At 42.5% G+C, this 16,018-nt stretch carries 17 protein-coding genes and 1 tRNA gene; 8 read left to right on the top strand and 10 right to left on the bottom strand.

What is annotated here, in order from left to right:
• Positions 1-173 precede the first annotated feature (173 nt).
• Together H4K34_RS07115 and H4K34_RS07110 are read left to right on the top strand one after the other, a co-directional pair.
• Complete coding sequence (locus tag H4K34_RS07115) at positions 174-602, top strand: hypothetical protein (protein ID WP_210760130.1); 429 nt, start codon at positions 174-176, stop codon at positions 600-602.
• A gap of 236 nt (positions 603-838) precedes the next feature.
• Positions 839-912, top strand: a tRNA-Ile gene (locus H4K34_RS07110).
• 128 nt (positions 913-1,040) lie between these two features.
• Here the strand turns inward: H4K34_RS07110 and H4K34_RS07105 are convergent.
• The gene (locus H4K34_RS07105) at positions 1,041-2,660 is read right to left on the bottom strand and encodes a hypothetical protein (protein WP_210760129.1); all 1,620 of its coding nucleotides are present in this window, start codon (positions 2,658-2,660) and stop codon (positions 1,041-1,043) included.
• 214 nt (positions 2,661-2,874) lie between these two features.
• On the opposite strand from H4K34_RS07105, the gene H4K34_RS07100 reads away from it, so the two are divergent.
• On the top strand, positions 2,875-3,843 hold the full coding sequence (locus H4K34_RS07100) for a hypothetical protein (RefSeq protein WP_210760128.1): 969 nt from the start codon (positions 2,875-2,877) through the stop codon (positions 3,841-3,843).
• A gap of 21 nt (positions 3,844-3,864) precedes the next feature.
• On the opposite strand, the gene H4K34_RS07095 is transcribed toward H4K34_RS07100, so the two are convergent.
• The 3 genes from H4K34_RS07095 to H4K34_RS07085 are packed head-to-tail and all read right to left on the bottom strand — an operon-like array spanning position 3,865 to position 6,569.
• Positions 3,865-4,896, bottom strand: coding sequence for a serine hydrolase domain-containing protein (locus H4K34_RS07095; protein WP_246452210.1), 1,032 nt, complete (start codon positions 4,894-4,896; stop codon positions 3,865-3,867).
• Positions 4,893-5,966 (bottom strand): acyltransferase family protein, encoded by a 1,074-nt coding sequence (locus H4K34_RS07090; RefSeq protein WP_210760127.1) that lies wholly within the window; start codon positions 5,964-5,966, stop codon positions 4,893-4,895. The genes H4K34_RS07095 and H4K34_RS07090 overlap by 4 nt, the downstream gene beginning before the upstream one ends.
• A 24-nt stretch (positions 5,967-5,990) precedes the next feature.
• The gene (locus H4K34_RS07085; protein ID WP_246452209.1) at positions 5,991-6,569 is read right to left on the bottom strand and encodes an ankyrin repeat domain-containing protein; all 579 of its coding nucleotides are present in this window, start codon (positions 6,567-6,569) and stop codon (positions 5,991-5,993) included.
• Positions 6,570-6,783: 214 nt separating this feature from the next.
• Between H4K34_RS07085 and H4K34_RS07080 the strand changes: the two genes are divergently transcribed.
• A complete protein-coding gene (locus tag H4K34_RS07080) occupies positions 6,784-8,859 on the top strand; it encodes a helix-turn-helix domain-containing protein (protein ID WP_210760126.1) in 2,076 nt (691 codons plus the stop codon).
• Positions 8,860-8,904: 45 nt separating this feature from the next.
• On the opposite strand, the gene H4K34_RS07075 is transcribed toward H4K34_RS07080, so the two are convergent.
• The 5 genes from H4K34_RS07075 to H4K34_RS07055 form a co-directional block, all read right to left on the bottom strand.
• Complete coding sequence (locus tag H4K34_RS07075) at positions 8,905-9,342, bottom strand: hypothetical protein (RefSeq protein WP_210760125.1); 438 nt, start codon at positions 9,340-9,342, stop codon at positions 8,905-8,907.
• 28 nt (positions 9,343-9,370) lie between these two features.
• Entirely contained in the window at positions 9,371-9,670 is a 300-nt protein-coding gene (locus tag H4K34_RS07070) for a hypothetical protein (protein ID WP_210760124.1), read from the bottom strand.
• An 88-nt stretch (positions 9,671-9,758) separates the two neighbouring features.
• Positions 9,759-10,163, bottom strand: coding sequence for a hypothetical protein (locus H4K34_RS07065; protein WP_210760123.1), 405 nt, complete (start codon positions 10,161-10,163; stop codon positions 9,759-9,761).
• Between the two features lie 154 nt (positions 10,164-10,317).
• Positions 10,318-10,887 carry a hypothetical protein gene (locus tag H4K34_RS07060; RefSeq protein ID WP_210760122.1) on the bottom strand — a complete coding sequence of 190 codons (570 nt, stop codon included), beginning with the start codon at positions 10,885-10,887 and terminating at the stop codon, positions 10,318-10,320.
• A complete protein-coding gene (locus H4K34_RS07055) occupies positions 10,884-11,201 on the bottom strand; it encodes a hypothetical protein (protein ID WP_210760121.1) in 318 nt (105 codons plus the stop codon). The genes H4K34_RS07060 and H4K34_RS07055 overlap by 4 nt, the downstream gene beginning before the upstream one ends.
• A gap of 63 nt (positions 11,202-11,264) precedes the next feature.
• Between H4K34_RS07055 and H4K34_RS07050 the strand changes: the two genes are divergently transcribed.
• The 4 genes from H4K34_RS07050 (at position 11,265) to H4K34_RS07035 (ending at position 14,796) form a co-directional block, all read left to right on the top strand.
• Positions 11,265-11,786 (top strand): O-acetyl-ADP-ribose deacetylase, encoded by a 522-nt coding sequence (locus tag H4K34_RS07050; RefSeq protein ID WP_210760120.1) that lies wholly within the window; start codon positions 11,265-11,267, stop codon positions 11,784-11,786.
• Positions 11,787-12,035: 249 nt separating this feature from the next.
• A complete protein-coding gene (locus H4K34_RS07045; protein ID WP_210760119.1) occupies positions 12,036-13,496 on the top strand; it encodes a hypothetical protein in 1,461 nt (486 codons plus the stop codon).
• A 117-nt stretch (positions 13,497-13,613) separates the two neighbouring features.
• Positions 13,614-13,841, top strand: coding sequence for a hypothetical protein (locus tag H4K34_RS07040; protein WP_210760118.1), 228 nt, complete (start codon positions 13,614-13,616; stop codon positions 13,839-13,841).
• Positions 13,842-13,920: 79 nt separating this feature from the next.
• Positions 13,921-14,796, top strand: a complete 876-nt coding sequence (locus H4K34_RS07035; protein WP_210760117.1) for an alpha/beta fold hydrolase — start codon at positions 13,921-13,923, stop codon at positions 14,794-14,796.
• 3 nt (positions 14,797-14,799) lie between these two features.
• Here H4K34_RS07035 and H4K34_RS07030 read toward each other — a convergent pair whose 3' ends face one another.
• Positions 14,800-15,957 (bottom strand): T9SS type A sorting domain-containing protein, encoded by a 1,158-nt coding sequence (locus tag H4K34_RS07030; protein ID WP_210760116.1) that lies wholly within the window; start codon positions 15,955-15,957, stop codon positions 14,800-14,802.
• Positions 15,958-16,018: the final 61 nt, after the last annotated feature.

Below are 16,018 nucleotides of genomic sequence, written 5' to 3'. Positions count from 1 at the left end.
TTTAGACGATAGATCGCTAAGCTTTTAGATAGGTTGGTGGACAAGGGGTTGAGTTTTTAGCACCTGATTTAGCTACATTTGGGCAACCTGATATTTATACTATGCTTCAAATTCGGTCATCTGTCTATATCCTTTTATTTGCTGTACTTCTCTTAAACCCAGTTTCCTGTGTTATGGAAAATGATGATGAGGCATTCCAGAGAATTGAATTTAAAAATGACTCGCCATATTTATTAGAGGTATCACTACCTCAAGGGATTATGGATGCGTTTGATGCTCGTCAATTTAGTTTGGCACCTGGGGATCTTGTGGGCTATACTTCGAGGAGTCCGCTTTACATCGGACCTAAAAGAACTGATTGCAGCGATGCAAGATGTGATGTGAAGGAAATCATTGTGAGCATTCCTGATAGCTCTTATTCGGTGAGATTCTTATTGGATAGTTGCGGGGCTTATGGGGCCTCGAATAAAGTGGAGTATTTTAATCCATGCTGCCCCTATGCTCGCCCAAATGTGAGCAGCGACAGAAAAGATGTAACGGCATTTAGATACACTTTTACAGATTCAATATTGGAGATAGCCAGGGATTATGAGTTGTATTAGGGGGGAGATCGCTGTGCTGTTAGAGTATAGACCGCTGCGCTATTAGATGTTAGACGATAGATCGCTTCGCTCTTAGAGGATTTGGTGGTCAAGAAAATTTTTTTGGGATTGCTTCAACGCGGAGGCGCGGAGGTAGGGAGTTCACAGAGGATTAGTGCTTGATTTACGGCTTCTGTATCTGAGCGTATTCTATGGGCTTCAATTCAATGATAAATACTAAATTTGCCCTCCTTTTCGGGCCCATAGCTCAGCTGGTTAGAGTAGGTGACTCATAATCACTTGGTCGCAGGTTCAAGCCCTGCTGGGCCCACTTGAGGCGAGAAAGCTAATTGTTTTCTCGCCTTTTTTATTTTCTCGAAATTATCACGCTTAGCTCCTCATAAAAAATCCCCAATTCCAAGAACCGAGGATTTTCAATTCAATTAATGCCTGCTAAGCTTAAGGCATGCTAAAAGTGCTGATCTGGATTTGCTTGCCATTACCTGTGGTGTAGTAAAAGCGATTGTCCATTTTACTGTAATATATCTGAAAGGGCTTAAGGATCATTTTCGGTAAGGTCATGCGTTTCTCGATGCTGCCCACTCTTTCACCGTTTTCTAAATTGATTTTTTGAATCACGGGAATATGCTTTTTATGACCATCTACTTTCTTAATCCTGCTTTCAGGATTCATGTTGGCCATGTTTTCCGGGAGATCATTGTAAATAAGCACCAATTGATCATCATCTAAAAAGGCATAGCAATCAAAAGACTCAGAATCCTGATTTAGAATATTTCGTAAAGCGGTGGTTTGTGGGAAAGAGCGCTGGCCGTAAGCATCATCTTTATGGGGGATGTATTCTCGGGTTCTATTAATTCGATGCGTCCATAGAATTTCTTCTTGCTGGTTGAGAGCGATGATATTAAGATCATAAAAGCCGTATTGCTCATGTACTCCAGCACTGGCGGGAGGTACTAAAATGTGAATCCTTTGCTGGATTAGTAAGTAGGAGTTGCCCAGGCTGTCGTGAAAGACCCGAGTGCCGAATACCGAATTATCTTGAGAAGGCACCTCACTGCCCATAAATTGTCCGAGGGTAGAATAATGGTAAACTGCCTTATTGAAGCCTTCTCTTAGTGCTTCATCGTATAAATGAATTTTGGTATTCTTAAGTACGCTGTTTGATTTTGGATCCACACTCGCAATTCTCAGTCCGGCGATGGGTAAATCCGCATGAACTCTGAAGCCCGTTCTTTTTGAAGGGCTGTCTGGCTCTTCACTATGAAATTGACTGCTAATTAGGATTTTATTGGGGTTTACAATCGAGATTTTGGAATTCGAAAAGACCCCGTTTTTATCTCGGGGATCGCCTGAGAGCTTGATGTATGTGTCCTGGTAGTTTTGATCGGCATGAAAAATAACCAAGCTGTCATTGCGTGGAATATAAGCATATAAATTACCGTCATTATCAACTTCTAGTATGGAGCCAAGTCGACTGTACTTATTTCCTCCACTTAGGGTTCTTTCGGCTACTTTGCTAAAATCGCTGTCGAAAAGTAATAAGGCATGGTCACTTTTCTTCCTTTTCTTGTAGTAGGTAAAGCTACTTACTACTAAATGTTGACCGTCCTCAGACCAATAAAGATCATAGTAGCCTCTCGTCCTTTCCTTTTCATATTCTTTATCATGAAGCACAATTTCGGGTCCGATGGTCTTAGTTTCAATATCAATGAAATGCGCTACTAATTTGAAATGATCATCTTCAGCATATTCATTAATATACACCAGACGGTTTCCAAATTCTCCGATACTGAAATACGAATAGTAATTGGAGGCGCTTTCGGGTAATTCCAGATAATGAAACTCGGTTTGATTGGGTCTTTGTTTATTGACGATGCTTAAAACCAATTCATCATCATAAACCATTAAGCCATAAAGGTTCTCGGCGTCTTCTTGGACAAATTGAGGGTCATAGTCCTTAAAGGGACTTTTAATCCTTGGGCCTGGTTTAAAGGATTGGGCATTTACAGAGGAAAAACTAATCAGAAGGGCTAGCGAAAGAATAATAGGTCTCAACATAGGCTTAAAGTTTGAGCAATTTTAATGGCTAAGAAACTTGGTTAAGTTCTCAAAGATAGGCTATGCAAAGGGAAAGGCTTTCAGGGAATTCAAGCAGCTTTTCCAAGCGCTCCGTAGTAACTTTTTAAGACCGTACAGATTGTCAAAGTATTAAGGTTAAAATGTAATTTAAGCTGTAGTTAAATAATTATTTTCGCTGAAAACAATTAGTAATATGCTTCGCAATTTATTTTTATTCGTTTCGCTTTTATTTTCATTCTTGGCTCAGGCTCAATACATTGGATCTGGGGTCTATTACAATCGTAGTGTAGAGGAGTGGCAGGAGGACACCCTTTATGTGGTGGTTCACCCGGAGTATCCTCAATATAATGAGGTGATTAAGGCTTACATGGATAGTAACTGGACTATCAATGACTTAGCCTACATTGATCGAGAGGTTATTGATAATAAGGAGTTCCGCGAAAATCACCCAGAAATGGTGGTTTTAGACTTAGTGGCCCTATATAATGATATTATGAGCCTTCCCTATTCGGGTAATGGTACTGGCTATCCAGAAGGTTTAGAGGACAGCTGGTTGGCCTTAGCCATTTTTGAAGTGAATATGCTCTATGCGCCGATGTTTAAAGATGAACCGGCCATTTTATTGTCGCCCAAACGAGCTTTGGTCTATTATAGTTTTGTCCGCAGTATTAAAGATCCCAGACTTAAAGATACGGACTCAGAAGAAGTGTTTACCACCGATTTTAATGTAAACCCCCTGCATTATCAGGCCCTGATTGCCATTAAGCAGTTGAATTTTTTAGCAAAAGAGTCGGTTGTTGCTAAATCCGGAATTGCAGATGCCACCTTTATTTTGGATATGAGGAAAAGGATGAATCAATCCGGACGTATTCGAAGAAAAATATTGCTCATTGATTCCATGCACATAAATCAGGAATTGAAAGAAGAAGACATCGCCAAATACTTTAATAAAACGAAGTATCGGATTGCGAGCTCAGAGGAGATTCACCAATTGGTAAAAGAAGGCCACGAAGATTATTGCTTACTTATCGGTCATAGCAGTGGCGCTGGTTATCATATTTCAGTGTTTGATCTAGCGACGGAAGAAATAGTGTACTTCGATACAGATCGGGCAAAGTATTTGGAGCCTAAGCATATCAAAGATGTGAGGAAAAATTTCTAGCGCTCTTAATTTCGGGCCATCTTAATGCTTTAAAACCTTCACCACCCTCCGATAAGTAGCTTCCGTAATACTCCAAGATATACCGCCGCTGGTATTGATAAAGAGGACGATCACGGCGTCCAAATCAGCATCGTAGCGCGCAATGCTGGAATAGCCGGGTAAGAGGCCCGTATGTTCCAAGCGATAGAGTGATTCATAAAGCGCTTGTTCTTCGGGGTTCAGGAAACTGCCTTCATTGAGGGCGCGCAAGAATACCGCAATATCTCGGGCCGTAGAGATCATGGACCCTCCGGGGTGAATGTAATTATTGCCTTTGATGTCGGGTTCATAGCCGATATGATAGCCGCTCATCAAAGAGTCTTGATTTACTTCGTCGAGCAGGCTATAGGTGTGTTTTAAGCCTAAGGGATCCAGAATTTCTTCTTTGATGTATTGGTGGTGACTGTAGCCCAAAGTACTATCGAGGATGGCACCAAGCAGTAGGTAATTGGTGTTGCTGTATTGGTATTTTTCATCCGGTTCAAAATCGGCTGGGAGATCATAAACCAACTCCAGCGCCGGAAGGTTTTCCGTGAAAAGATCTGTCCAAGGATAATTGTCCTGATCGGTATAATTGGGAACGCCACTGCGATGTTGGATCAGCATTTTTAGCGTGATGGCATCGGCATTAGCTATATGGCCTTTGGTGAAAGGCAGTAGGCTGCTTAAGGGGGCGTCGAGATCCAGTTTTTTTGCCTGAATCAATTTAGTGGCGGCGGTGGCAATAAAGAGCTTACTAATGCTAGCCACCTTAAATAAGCTTTGAGGATTGACCGCCACCTCATTGGCGCGATTATTCCAACCTGCCGCATAAGCTTCGGGAGCTTTCCCAGCTTGATCAATATAGAGAATAACACCATCTACCTTATAGTCTAAAATGTCTTCAATTTGGGCTTGAGGGCTGTCTGGTAAGGGGCTGAGCCAGAGTTTTATCAATAGCCAGGGAGCGAATAAATAGGTTCCGATCATGGAGAGGAGGATAAGGCTTAGGCCGATTATTTTCTTTGGACTCATATTTCTTTGGCTTTTTGTGCCCGCCGGTACTTCATACCAAAGAGGGGGCGCAAGAGAGGAATTCGCTTAATGATCAATTCGAAAATCAACAAGCATCCCGCTAAGGTTAAAAGTACGCTAAGTGCGAATTTTAAATAGGGGTCCAAGCTTAATTTAAGTACCCATGAAGCTACAGCATAGAGCACAAACATGTGAATGATGTAAATAGGATAGGCACTTTCACTTAGGTAGCTCAGGCTTTTGCTGGGGCGATTGAGGTATTTGTAGCCCAGGCCAAAGATTCCTAAGATCCATAAATTGGATTCCACCGCCATAAGGGCATTAGTGAAGTAGGCTTCCAAAATACTGATGCGTAATAGGCCCATGCCTAAGGCTAAAGCTAAATAGAGCCAATGCCATTTTAATAGGATTTGCCAAAAGCTTTTGCCGATATAAACCATTAAGAAACCAAAGAAGAAGGCTAGGAAACCAATAGCGTAGCCATGCAAAGTTTGGGCATAGAGGGCAAAAACATCCGGCTGAACAAGGAGTACTTCCAAGATGAAAAAGGGAAGGATGGCCAAAGGTCCCAAGGGGTTGCGCATCATCTTTTCCAGGCTGCGGCGGAATTTACCCTCCGGCTTTTTAATCAGCTGGAAGAAGAAGGGGAAGAGGATGGAAATATAGATTACAATATTGCCTAAAAACCACAGGTGGGCAGGATGGGCAAAATAGTGCAGGGGCTGATTGTAATAGTTTTGAAAGAGCAGGAAGTGCAAGGGCACGATAGCGACTATGCCAAAGAGGTAAGGGACCAGAATGCGCTTGGATCGATCCAGTAGCAATTGCTTGATGTTCCGTTTTTGCATGGCGAAGTAAACACCCATTCCCGATACAAAGAAGAGGAAGGGAATGCGCCAAACATTAATAAGAGACATCGGTTTCCAAAGTCCTTCTAAAAGTTCATCGCTGCGGATAAAACCAATGAAGAGCGCCCAGGGTTGAAAGACAATGGCAATATGATAGATCAATAAAAGTCCGATGGCAATTACCCGTAGCCAGTCGATATCGTGCCTTCTTGCAGTTTCCATTTTTAGATGATTTAGTTTTCGTGATTATTCTAACATCATGGCGATTACGGGGCGCGCTTTTTCGAGGGCCACCATATCTAATTGTAAGCCCATGGGGCTTAATTGTTCTTGCATCATTTGGTAAACAGGCTTCATGGCTTCGAAATCGGCCAAAACAATTTCGCGGGGAGTAGCGCCGTAGGTATTGCGCAGGTTTTTGTCGGCCTTAGCATCGATTAGCATTTGAACGATTTCTACCCGACCGAAAAAGGCAGCGCTGTGTAAAGCACTTGATCCATCATTGTTTTGAATGCTGAGGTCCGTGCCGCCATCAATTAGGGCCTGGGCAATTTCGCGCTTATCGAAAGTGGCGGCTGTAATTAATGGCGTAGATCCGGTAAAGGCATCCTTCTGGTTGAGGTCGGTGCCAGCGGCAATATGTTGTTTTACTGCGGCTAAATTTCCACTGATAACGGCCGTGGCAATATCCATTTCAGGGGCCTCAATTTTTACTTCGTTGGATTCCGAATTTTGATTTTGACAGGCGATGCTAAGGCTGAAAATAAGCATCAGGCTAAGGCTTTCTAAAAGGTTTTTTCTTTTGAAGAAGTTAAGTGCGTTCATCTCTAAATTTTGTTTTGTGAATTTGATGCTTCAAAGGTGCGGCCCTTGCCAGGCTTGGGATATAGCCTATGCTTCGCTTTGTGTAAACTTTGCTGCGGCTTTGAAAAGAATGACGCATCTCTATAAATTATGACGCAAAAGCCCATTTTAGCCTTGATTTTTAAGCAGAAATGCAGGCCTAATTTTTTCTACTTTCGAAAGGCGAAAAAGGAGCATGGAAGACCGTCAAAATAGTCCCAGTGATTTCATTAAACAGGCCGAAGAAATTCTTTTAGAGAATTTAAGTTCGGAGACATTTGGGGTTTCGGAACTAGCGGAGGCCATGCACATGAGTCGCTCCAATCTTTTGCGAAAGATTAAAAAGGACACGGAGCTGTCAGCCAGTCAGTTTATTCGCGCTTATCGCTTAAAGCAGGCCTTGCTCAAATTGGGAGGGGGAGCTTCCTCTGTTTCCGAAGTAGCCTATGAGGTAGGCTTTGGGAGTGTGAGCTATTTCGTTAAATGTTTTCGAGAACACTATGGGTATCCTCCCGGGAAATGGGAGCAGAATAAAATTCCGGAGCCACAAGAAGAGCTAAAGACAGATCCGGCGAAAGCCGAAAAAAAACCCAAAAGAAATGGTTTCTATTATGCCTTGGCAGCGGTAGCTCTAATCTTGATTGCCTTTTTCTTCCTTTATCCTGATGCGGAGCTAGAACCAGCTTTGGAATCGGAAAAGTCGATCGTGGTTTTGCCTTTTAAAAATGAAAGCAGCGATTCGAGCAATTTGTATTTCGTGAATGGCTTGATGGAGTCGACCCTCAACAATTTGCAGAAGATTGAAGATTTGCGGGTGATCAGTCGTACCTCGGCGGAGAAGTTTCGTACTACGGCATTGTCGATTCCCGAGATTGCCGATGAGCTGCAAGTGCAGTATTTGGTGGAGGGCAGTGGTCAAAAGGTGGGGGACAAGGTTTTGCTGCACATTCAGCTGATTGATGCTGCTCGCGATGAGCCATTATGGGCCGCCGAATACCATCGGGAGCTCCAGGATATATTCGATTTGCAGCGGGAGGTGGCGGCCGAAATTGCGGATGCGATTCAGGTTTATGTTTCGGAGGAGGAGCGTGCGCGCATTGCCAAGCGGCCCACTCAGAGTTTAGCGGCCTACGATTATTATTTACAGGGTTTGGATCCCTTTTATGCGCGGACCCATGAGAGTTTGCAGCAGGCGATTGGCTATTTTGAAAAGGCCATTGCCGAAGATGAAGAATTTGCTTTGGCTTATGCGGATTTGGCCTTGTCTTATTATTTCCTGGATCTTTTTCAGCGGGAAAAGCAGTACACCGACTTGATTAATCAATATTCGGATCAGGCGCTTTTATACGATTCAAAATTGGATGTAAGTCTGATAGCTAAGGCTTGCTATTATTTGCAGGTGCAGGATTATCGCCTGGCCTTACCGCATTTGGAAAAGGCTTTGGATTACAATCCTAATTCGGCGGCGGCCATTCAAATGCTTTCGGATTTTTACGCTTATTATATTCCCAATAGCGCCAAATATGTGGAGTATGCCTTAAAGGGAATTCAGTTGGATGGTCAGGCTCAGGATTCTACCGCCAAGAGTTATCGCTATTTGCAATTGGCCAATGCTTTGGTGCAGGCGGGATTTTTTAGGGAGGCGGATGCTTATTTGGATCAGTCGCAAAGTTTATACCCAGCCAATCCATTTGTTCCGCATTTAAGGGTTTTTGTGGATTTGGTGCAGGATAAGGATTGGCAAAAGGCGGCCAATGCCCTTAGCCGCTTATACCGACGCGACACTAATGCCATGGATGTGCTGCAAGACCTGGCTAAACTGCATTATGTGCTGGAGGATAATGACAGTGCCTATTTTTATTTCTCTAAATTGGTGCGACATCGCGAAGCGAATAATTTGGAACTCTATACCTATGAAAATGCCAAGATCGCCTATGTGTATCGCGCCTTGGGCTATAGGGCTAAGGCTGACAGCTTATTCGCGGATTATGTAGCCTACTGTGAGGCTAATGATTCGAAATATCAGAATGCGCATCAGGCGATCCGTTATGCCTATGCTCAGGATTGGGAGAAGTCATTGGAGTATTTGGAGCAATTCTCGCAAGAAGACCATATTCAATATTGGTTCCTTTTATTGGAGTATGAGCCCTTGGTAAAGCCCATGAAAGAGAAGGCTGAATTTACTAGGGTTTTCCAGCAGATTAAAGATCGCTTTTGGGCGAATCATAGGAAGATGCGGGAGGATTTGGAGGGAAAGGGTTTATTGCGCTAAGGGAATGCTATCCATATTTTCAGGTTTTTAAGAAGGGCTTCCAGTTTAGTATTTACTCATCTGTTTTATTAAGTCATCAAGGAACTTAAATTCGCTTGTATCAGACCACTTTCCTTCATTTTTAAATTGTTTAGCGGCCTCAATAAACTCCTCTCTTTTGTCCCATTTACCAAGGTTGCTCCTATCAAAGGTTAAAAAGTTAAACTTATACAAAGCCTCTTTTTCATTTGAAGTGAGCAATGGGATAAATATGTAATTATCCGGACTCATTATTCTGTTACCGCCCACTGTGCAAATTCTGTTTACAGGTCTAGTGTAAAGGATACATTGCTCCGCAAGTTGTATGGCCTTCTGACCTTCTTTGCTATTCAGGTAATCTAAATGAAACCACTGGTCATTATATTTAGACATCAAATCAGCAGCATTAGCCACAAAAGCGGGAAATGAATACATATCCTTTTCCTCGTTTGCTATAATATTCATAATTCCTCTTCCTTAAGTTCCTCCTCGGTTACAACTCAAAGAAAGCTTTAATTTCATTAATTAACTCATCTTCAGAGGCCTCTCTACCTTTTTTTAGAATGTAAATATTGGTTTCGTCTAAGCGGTTAATTAATTCTAAATCATAATCATACCCAGGCTTTTCTCTATTTGCGAAATTAAAAGTTGAAATGTAGATAAGCCTATTTTCTTTTTGAAGGCCAATAGCACATAGGTCTGAGGGCCAGTGATCTACTACTTTAAGGGCTGTAAGATCAAGTGAGGATTTTAATCTCTCAAGTAAATCAAGTATTGTTTTGTCTTTTTCCATTGGTTGGCAAATCAGCCATCGGTTCGTGGTTGCGGCTATGTGAAGTGATTTGGAACTTTACTTATCACGATTTTAAAATCCAACCACTCTATGGGCATAGATTGAACGAAGTTTTAAAATTCTCAGCCATTTCCAAAATTTCATCTTTCCCTTTAAAACCGCGTGTTTTGGTGACATTCAAGAGGGCTTTGTAGATAGCCAGCTTCATGTACTCTTTTATTTTGACCTTATCATCTTTTTGAAAAGGTTCTAAATCGGTTTCAGCATAAGTGAAGGTTAGGCAATTTTCTTTTTTGGAGTAGCGCGAAACAGTTTTAAAATCATTGGGAAAGTCAAATACTCTGTAGAAAACAAAAATGCAATCCACATCTGCTATGATTGGAGCTTGGTTCTCGAAAAAAGGTTTTATTTCTTGTTTTACATCGCTTAATGGATCAGTCAATTGCGTGGAGTGAATTCTCACTCCAGTTTCAATGTTGAATAGGAATTTCATTATCGTTCATTTACTCGTCTTTCGAGACATAAAATTTGTGTTCAACTAATATGGTGTCGTTCTCTATGGGAGATAGTCCTAGAATGCGATTATCTCGAGGCTTATGGCTGCCATTCTCTAGAGTCGAACATTCAAGATTGGTTTAGTGCCCCATTTACCCAAGTCTTCTGATATAGCCAAGAGATAGGGTGTATTGGTTTTTTAAAAGTGTTTGAAATATATAATTAAGCCCTAGTTCTAAGCTGAGGCCATTCTTTTTTGCGCCATTTCGACCAAAAAACAATGTGCTATAAACATGTGGCCTGATTGCAAAAAGAATCGGAGCTTCGAAATTATTGGAAATACCTCCGAAATAAATTTTCACTCCTGAAATTGAACTTAGTCTTCGATTTTCAAATAATTTCAGTCCAATAGATGGTGAGAAGCCAATTTCATACAGTGGATTGACGTAGTCAATCGAGCTACCGTCACTTAACCTTGTGTATTGAGATCTTATATTCTGGAAACCAAGGTAGCCACCCAGGCTAAATTGATAAGTTCTGCTGGATGAAAAGGTATAAGTATAGCCAATTCTCGACAATGGGCTTAGGTCAAAAAGGTAGTAACCTGATGTGGTTTCAAGTTTAGGGATGAATCCGGCGCCTAGATTTACATTTAGATCATGGCTTTGTGCTTTTAGTTGAAAGGAAATTATGGCCAGAATGCTTAGCAGGTAGATTCTCATTCGTTTATAGGTTTTTTAAATGTGTTCGTGTATATAAGATCTCGTTCAGCTCTAGGGAGGTCCATTGCTTCGATTTTTCCCAAAGAAGCTTCAGAGCAATGCTGATGGTTTAAAAACAGAAAGACGGCTTCGATGTAGCTATTCTCAACCTCTAGGTAATCCTCATAGCTGAGTTTATTACCTTCATAAACTGTGTCAATTTGAGCGTAGCCAATCCAATCAACTTTGGTGTAGTAACCATTTTCATCCCGGTATTTTGGATTGTATTTGGTGATAGATTTTGCTGAATACCTCCAAGTTTCTAAATGGCTCATTTTCGGTTTTGCAAGCGGGTTAAGGGATTGCCAATATATAGCTTTGAGTACTTTTAGCTTATTATGGAAATAAGATTAATTCAAGGAGACATCACGCAGTTAAAGGTGGATGCCATTGTTAATGCGGCCAATACTTCGCTTTTAGGGGGTGGTGGTGTAGATGGAGCAATACATCGGGCCGGTGGAACGCAGATTTTGGAGGCCTGCCAGCATATCCGTAACCGTCAGGGTAAATGTGCGGTTGGGGAGGCGGTGATTACCACTGCCGGGCTTTTGCCGGCTCAATATGTGATCCATGCAGTTGGACCGGTGTGGAATAAAGGAGACCTTCGTGAAGAGGAGCTTTTAGCATCGGCTTATCGCAATAGCTTAAAGCTGGCTGCAACAAAGGGACTGCGAAGCATCGCCTTTCCAAATATTAGTACGGGGATTTATCGCTTTCCAAAAGATAAAGCCGCCCAAATTGCCCTGCAAACGGTTCGGGACTTTCCAAGTGAGGCATCTTCAATTGAAGAATTGATCTTTGTGTGCTTTGATGAAGAAAACTATAGGATTTACCAGTCTTTATTGGGCTTTGTGCATTAGAGATTTACATTTCGCTCTCCTATATATAAAAGTCATTGTGAAAGAAATACAGCCTGCTTGGCATTTGATAATCTTGATTTCTACATAATCAACAGTTTAAGTTTACACTGTTGGATTTTTAGAAGGACTTACACTGGGATAATTAGATTTTTAGAACTCAAAGTTCAAATCTCGCCAAAATATTAAGATGGCTATCTCCCGCTTAAATGACAAAGCTATCTTTGAGCTTTAAAGTATAGCCAAGCATCTTTGAAACCGCGTATTCAAACCTTTTTTCTGGTCCTGGCCGGCATTTTGTTTTTTGCCTTATTCTTCTTCCATTATAGCTTATGGTATTTTGAAGAATTAAATTCGGATCATGCCATTCATATCTTAATGGCGGAGCGATTCGATTGGGCCAAGGATTGGTATTATTGGGGCCAAAATCGTTTGGGGAGTTTTATCCCCATGATGGGATCCCTCTTGATTAGCTTGGGGGTCGATTCTTTTACAGCCCTGGGATTGGTGCAAGTGTTGATATTAACGGCTACCAGTTTCATGCTCTTCCGCTTGAGTAATTTTAGTTTCTGGTCGCTGGGATTATGTGCGGTATTGCTTTTTCCCATTTACCCATTCTGGATGCAGGTTTCTCTGGGGCATCCTTATTTAGGGCAGTTTTTCTTTTTGATCCTAAGCTTAAGTCTGTTCTATAGCTCCAAGCTTCAAGATTCCTGGAAGTCATTCTTAGTGCCCTTCATCGCATTTTTGGCCATATGGTCTTCAGAGATGTCACTGGCATTTTACCTGGCCTTAGCACTCATAGAATACAAGCACATTTGGAAGCTGTTTTTAAAGGGATGGTATTATTTGCTTTCTGGCGCTGGATTGGGACTAGTGCTGGTTTTGGTAGCTAAAAATCAAGCGGTTAAAATCAAAGATTATCAAACTTTTTTGGCGCCCTGGTCCAAGGTGTGGGAGTCCTTCAGTCAACAAATGAAAAGTCTTTGGGATCTTTTCTTTTTTGAGGATAATAAGCCCTTTAATACCTATTTACTTTATGGCGTTTTGCTGGTATTGCTATTCACTTTGATTCGAAGATTCCGAGGGAAACAAGGCTTTAGTGCCATCACCAAAATTTTCTTCTTAACGGCAATCTTTTCATTGGTGCTCATTCACCTTTCTAATTGGAATGCAGCCATGGGAATGCCTTTGCGCTATCATACCATGCCTTACTTTTTCTTTACTTCGGCGTTGGTGTTTGGGGCAAAGGATCAGTTTGGAAATAGCTGGGAGCAGTTCTTTATTGTGGCCTTAATTTCTATGCCCATTATGAATGCCTCCCTGCGTTTTAATCTCGAATTTGAAACGGGCGCTCAGGGTCGAATTCGTCGCTCTGGCGCCGAAGAAGTGATTGCAGAGGTCTTAGCTCAGTCTGATATAGAGCACTTTACCGTGATCGGCTCCTATTGGAATACACATTTGCTGGATGCCCTGTCTCCTAAAGTTTTGGCCATAACCCGCGAGGGTGATCATTTACGCGATGGGCGTATGATGGAAGAAGCACTTCATGAAGAGTACTTCCTCATTATTGCCAATGATTGGCTGGATCATTTCCCCAAGCAAATAGAACAGAGAGGTATTCGACTGCACAAATTGGAGCTCGAAGGCAATAGTCGAGAGGTGCGATATGCCTTGTATCAAAGAATACCAGAACTCCAGCTTCTGCCTTAGCTCGAAGGTTTTTTCCTCCAAACGATTTTCATTTTTAGAGGCTTAATGAGTTCTGATTCCTGAATTAGAACCTGGTTCAGCTTGGGCTTTTCCATCTTTGGTTTAAATCTGTAGACCATGACTAACAAGGCCTATTTCATCTTCATAGTTCTTAGCCTCTTAATCTGCTTCCTTTCTTTTTTGCTCTTGCATAAAAAGGTAGAATTAAAAGCGCCACCTGTACAGCTGAATTGCAGCGAAGCAGATGGCACTTGCTATGGGCCTAGCCCCTGGGCCATGGATTCCCTTGGCAGCTCTCAGCATCAGATTCCCATCCTGCTGATTCACTATGAGCAAAGGGTTTAATCATGTTAGGCTTAAACCTTGGTTTGGGCGATTTCTCTACACGCTCCTCATTCTTAATCTTTCAGCACAGGCCCAGTCCATGATTGAGGCAGCGGTGAAACATATTCGATTATCGGATCATAGAAATCTGGCTTATGCCGAATATGGTGATCCTAATGGTAAGCCCCTGATCTATTTTCATGGCGGTCAAGAAAGTCGCTTGTCGGCAGCCTTTTTAGATACGGTGGCACGTGAAATGGGCCTACGCATCATCGCTCCGGATCGGCCAGGCATCGGTTATTCTGATCCTCAAGCCAATCGAAATTTTGCCGACTATGCCCTCGATATGGAAGAGCTTTGCAATCAACTGCATTTAGATTCGGTATATCTCTTAGCCTTGTCGGGCGGGGCTCCCCATCTCCTGGCCTGCGCCCTCCGTTTTCCAGGGCGTATTAAAGGCGCCAGCATAGTAGCGGGGGCCAGTCCTCTCAATTATAAAGGCAGTAAAAAAGGAATGTGGTTTCCCTTGCGGATGATCCATTGGGCGGCATCCTTAAAGAATAGCCGTTTTATTGAATCCATTATTCGCAATGATCTTAAAACCTTGCGCGAAAAACCGGAAGCTCGTTTGAAACAAATGCAGCGCCATTTGCCCCCTGCAGATCGAGAGCTCTTATTGAAGCATCCCCATTATGGTCGTGATTTTCTGGCGGCCTCCTTAGAAGCTTATCGTCAAGGTATAGAGGGCGTGGTGCAGGAGTGGCAGCTCTATGTAGGTGATTGGGGTTTTGAGCCTTCTCAAGTGAGCATCCTCATTAGTCTCTGGTATGGAAAACAAGACCGAATGGCACCACAGCAGCGCGGTTTTTATTACCATTCGGCCTTGCGTTATTCGAGGCTCTTCTTAAAAGAGGAAGGACATTTTTCCCTCATTCGGCACTACCAAGCCGAAATCCTCGCGGAACTATGTGAGTAGTTTCTAGTGAATCAGGATTTGCTGACTTAGGCTTTCACCCTGATAATCATATTGAATAAAATAGGTTCCGGGGCTAAGGCCTGATAAGTCTAAAGCTTGGTTTTGATAGGCCTGGAATTTTAGTCCGGATTTCAATACCTGCCCGCTGCTGTTGATTAATTGAAATTCTTGCTTTTGCAGATCTTCAAATCCTTCATTGATCTCAAGTTGAATATGATCTGTAGCGGGTTGTGGATAGATGCTTAGGCCCTCAGATCCTGCCTTGAGCTTTAATGTGCCCAAGCCACTGCTAGTGGTATAATAGCGCAGATTTCCGCTACCGTATTCACTAATCCAAATGGTATCGCCAGCAGCATTGGGTAGCACGCCATTGGGCTGACTAAAGCTGGCAATAGCCGGACTACCATCTTGATTTCCGCTTATCCCGGCTTGACCGGCGAGGAGCTTAACGCTATCGGTATAGGCAGGGTCAATCTCATAGATTTGATGAGCATTGAGGGAGCTGGCGTAGATCTTATTATTCGCAAATTTGATAAAGCCTAAAAAGGCATTGCCAGTGGTATTGGGGGCAGGAACGGTGGCCACATAGTAAATACCTAAATCGTTCATGCGGTAAATCTTCCGATCATTAAAATTGCCTACATAATAGTCGTTGGTTTGAGGATCATAGCAAAGACCAACCGGCGCATTTAAAGGGGCTCCCCATTGCCAGGTAAAATCAGTGCCGCTGGCTACCTCAATCTGACTGATCCGATTGTCCTGCCAGCTGCTGATGTATAAGGTATCGTGATTGGGGCTGGCAATAATATCTGAAGGGCTTTGCATATTGATGGTTTGCACTAAGGTTTGATCCGAAGTATCAACCACATAAATCTTATCCGCTACTGGATTCGCAATGTATAAATGCCCGGTAATGGGGGAGAGGTACAAACCATTGGCCTTGCCTAAGCCCGTAACCAAATAGCGACTTTGTCCGGTTTTGATATTGATCAATGAAACCCGACCATTGTCGTAATCCGAAGCCAAGATTTCATGATCCGAGATGAAGATCATGGCATCACTAATTACCCGATTGGGATTAGGGGTAAAGGTTCCTACATGCTGGGATTTCAAGTGGCCAAAACTGACCAAAATCAAGGCGATTAAGAAGTGTTTTTTCATGTGTTTATGTTTTAGGCTTGCAAATTAATTTTAGCTCTTATCCTAGGCCTGTCCTTACTTG

The organism is Croceimicrobium hydrocarbonivorans (assembly GCF_014524565.1).
Taxonomy (GTDB): Bacteria; Bacteroidota; Bacteroidia; order Flavobacteriales; family Schleiferiaceae; genus Croceimicrobium; species Croceimicrobium hydrocarbonivorans.
This window is presented reverse-complemented; position numbering and strand designations above follow the sequence as displayed.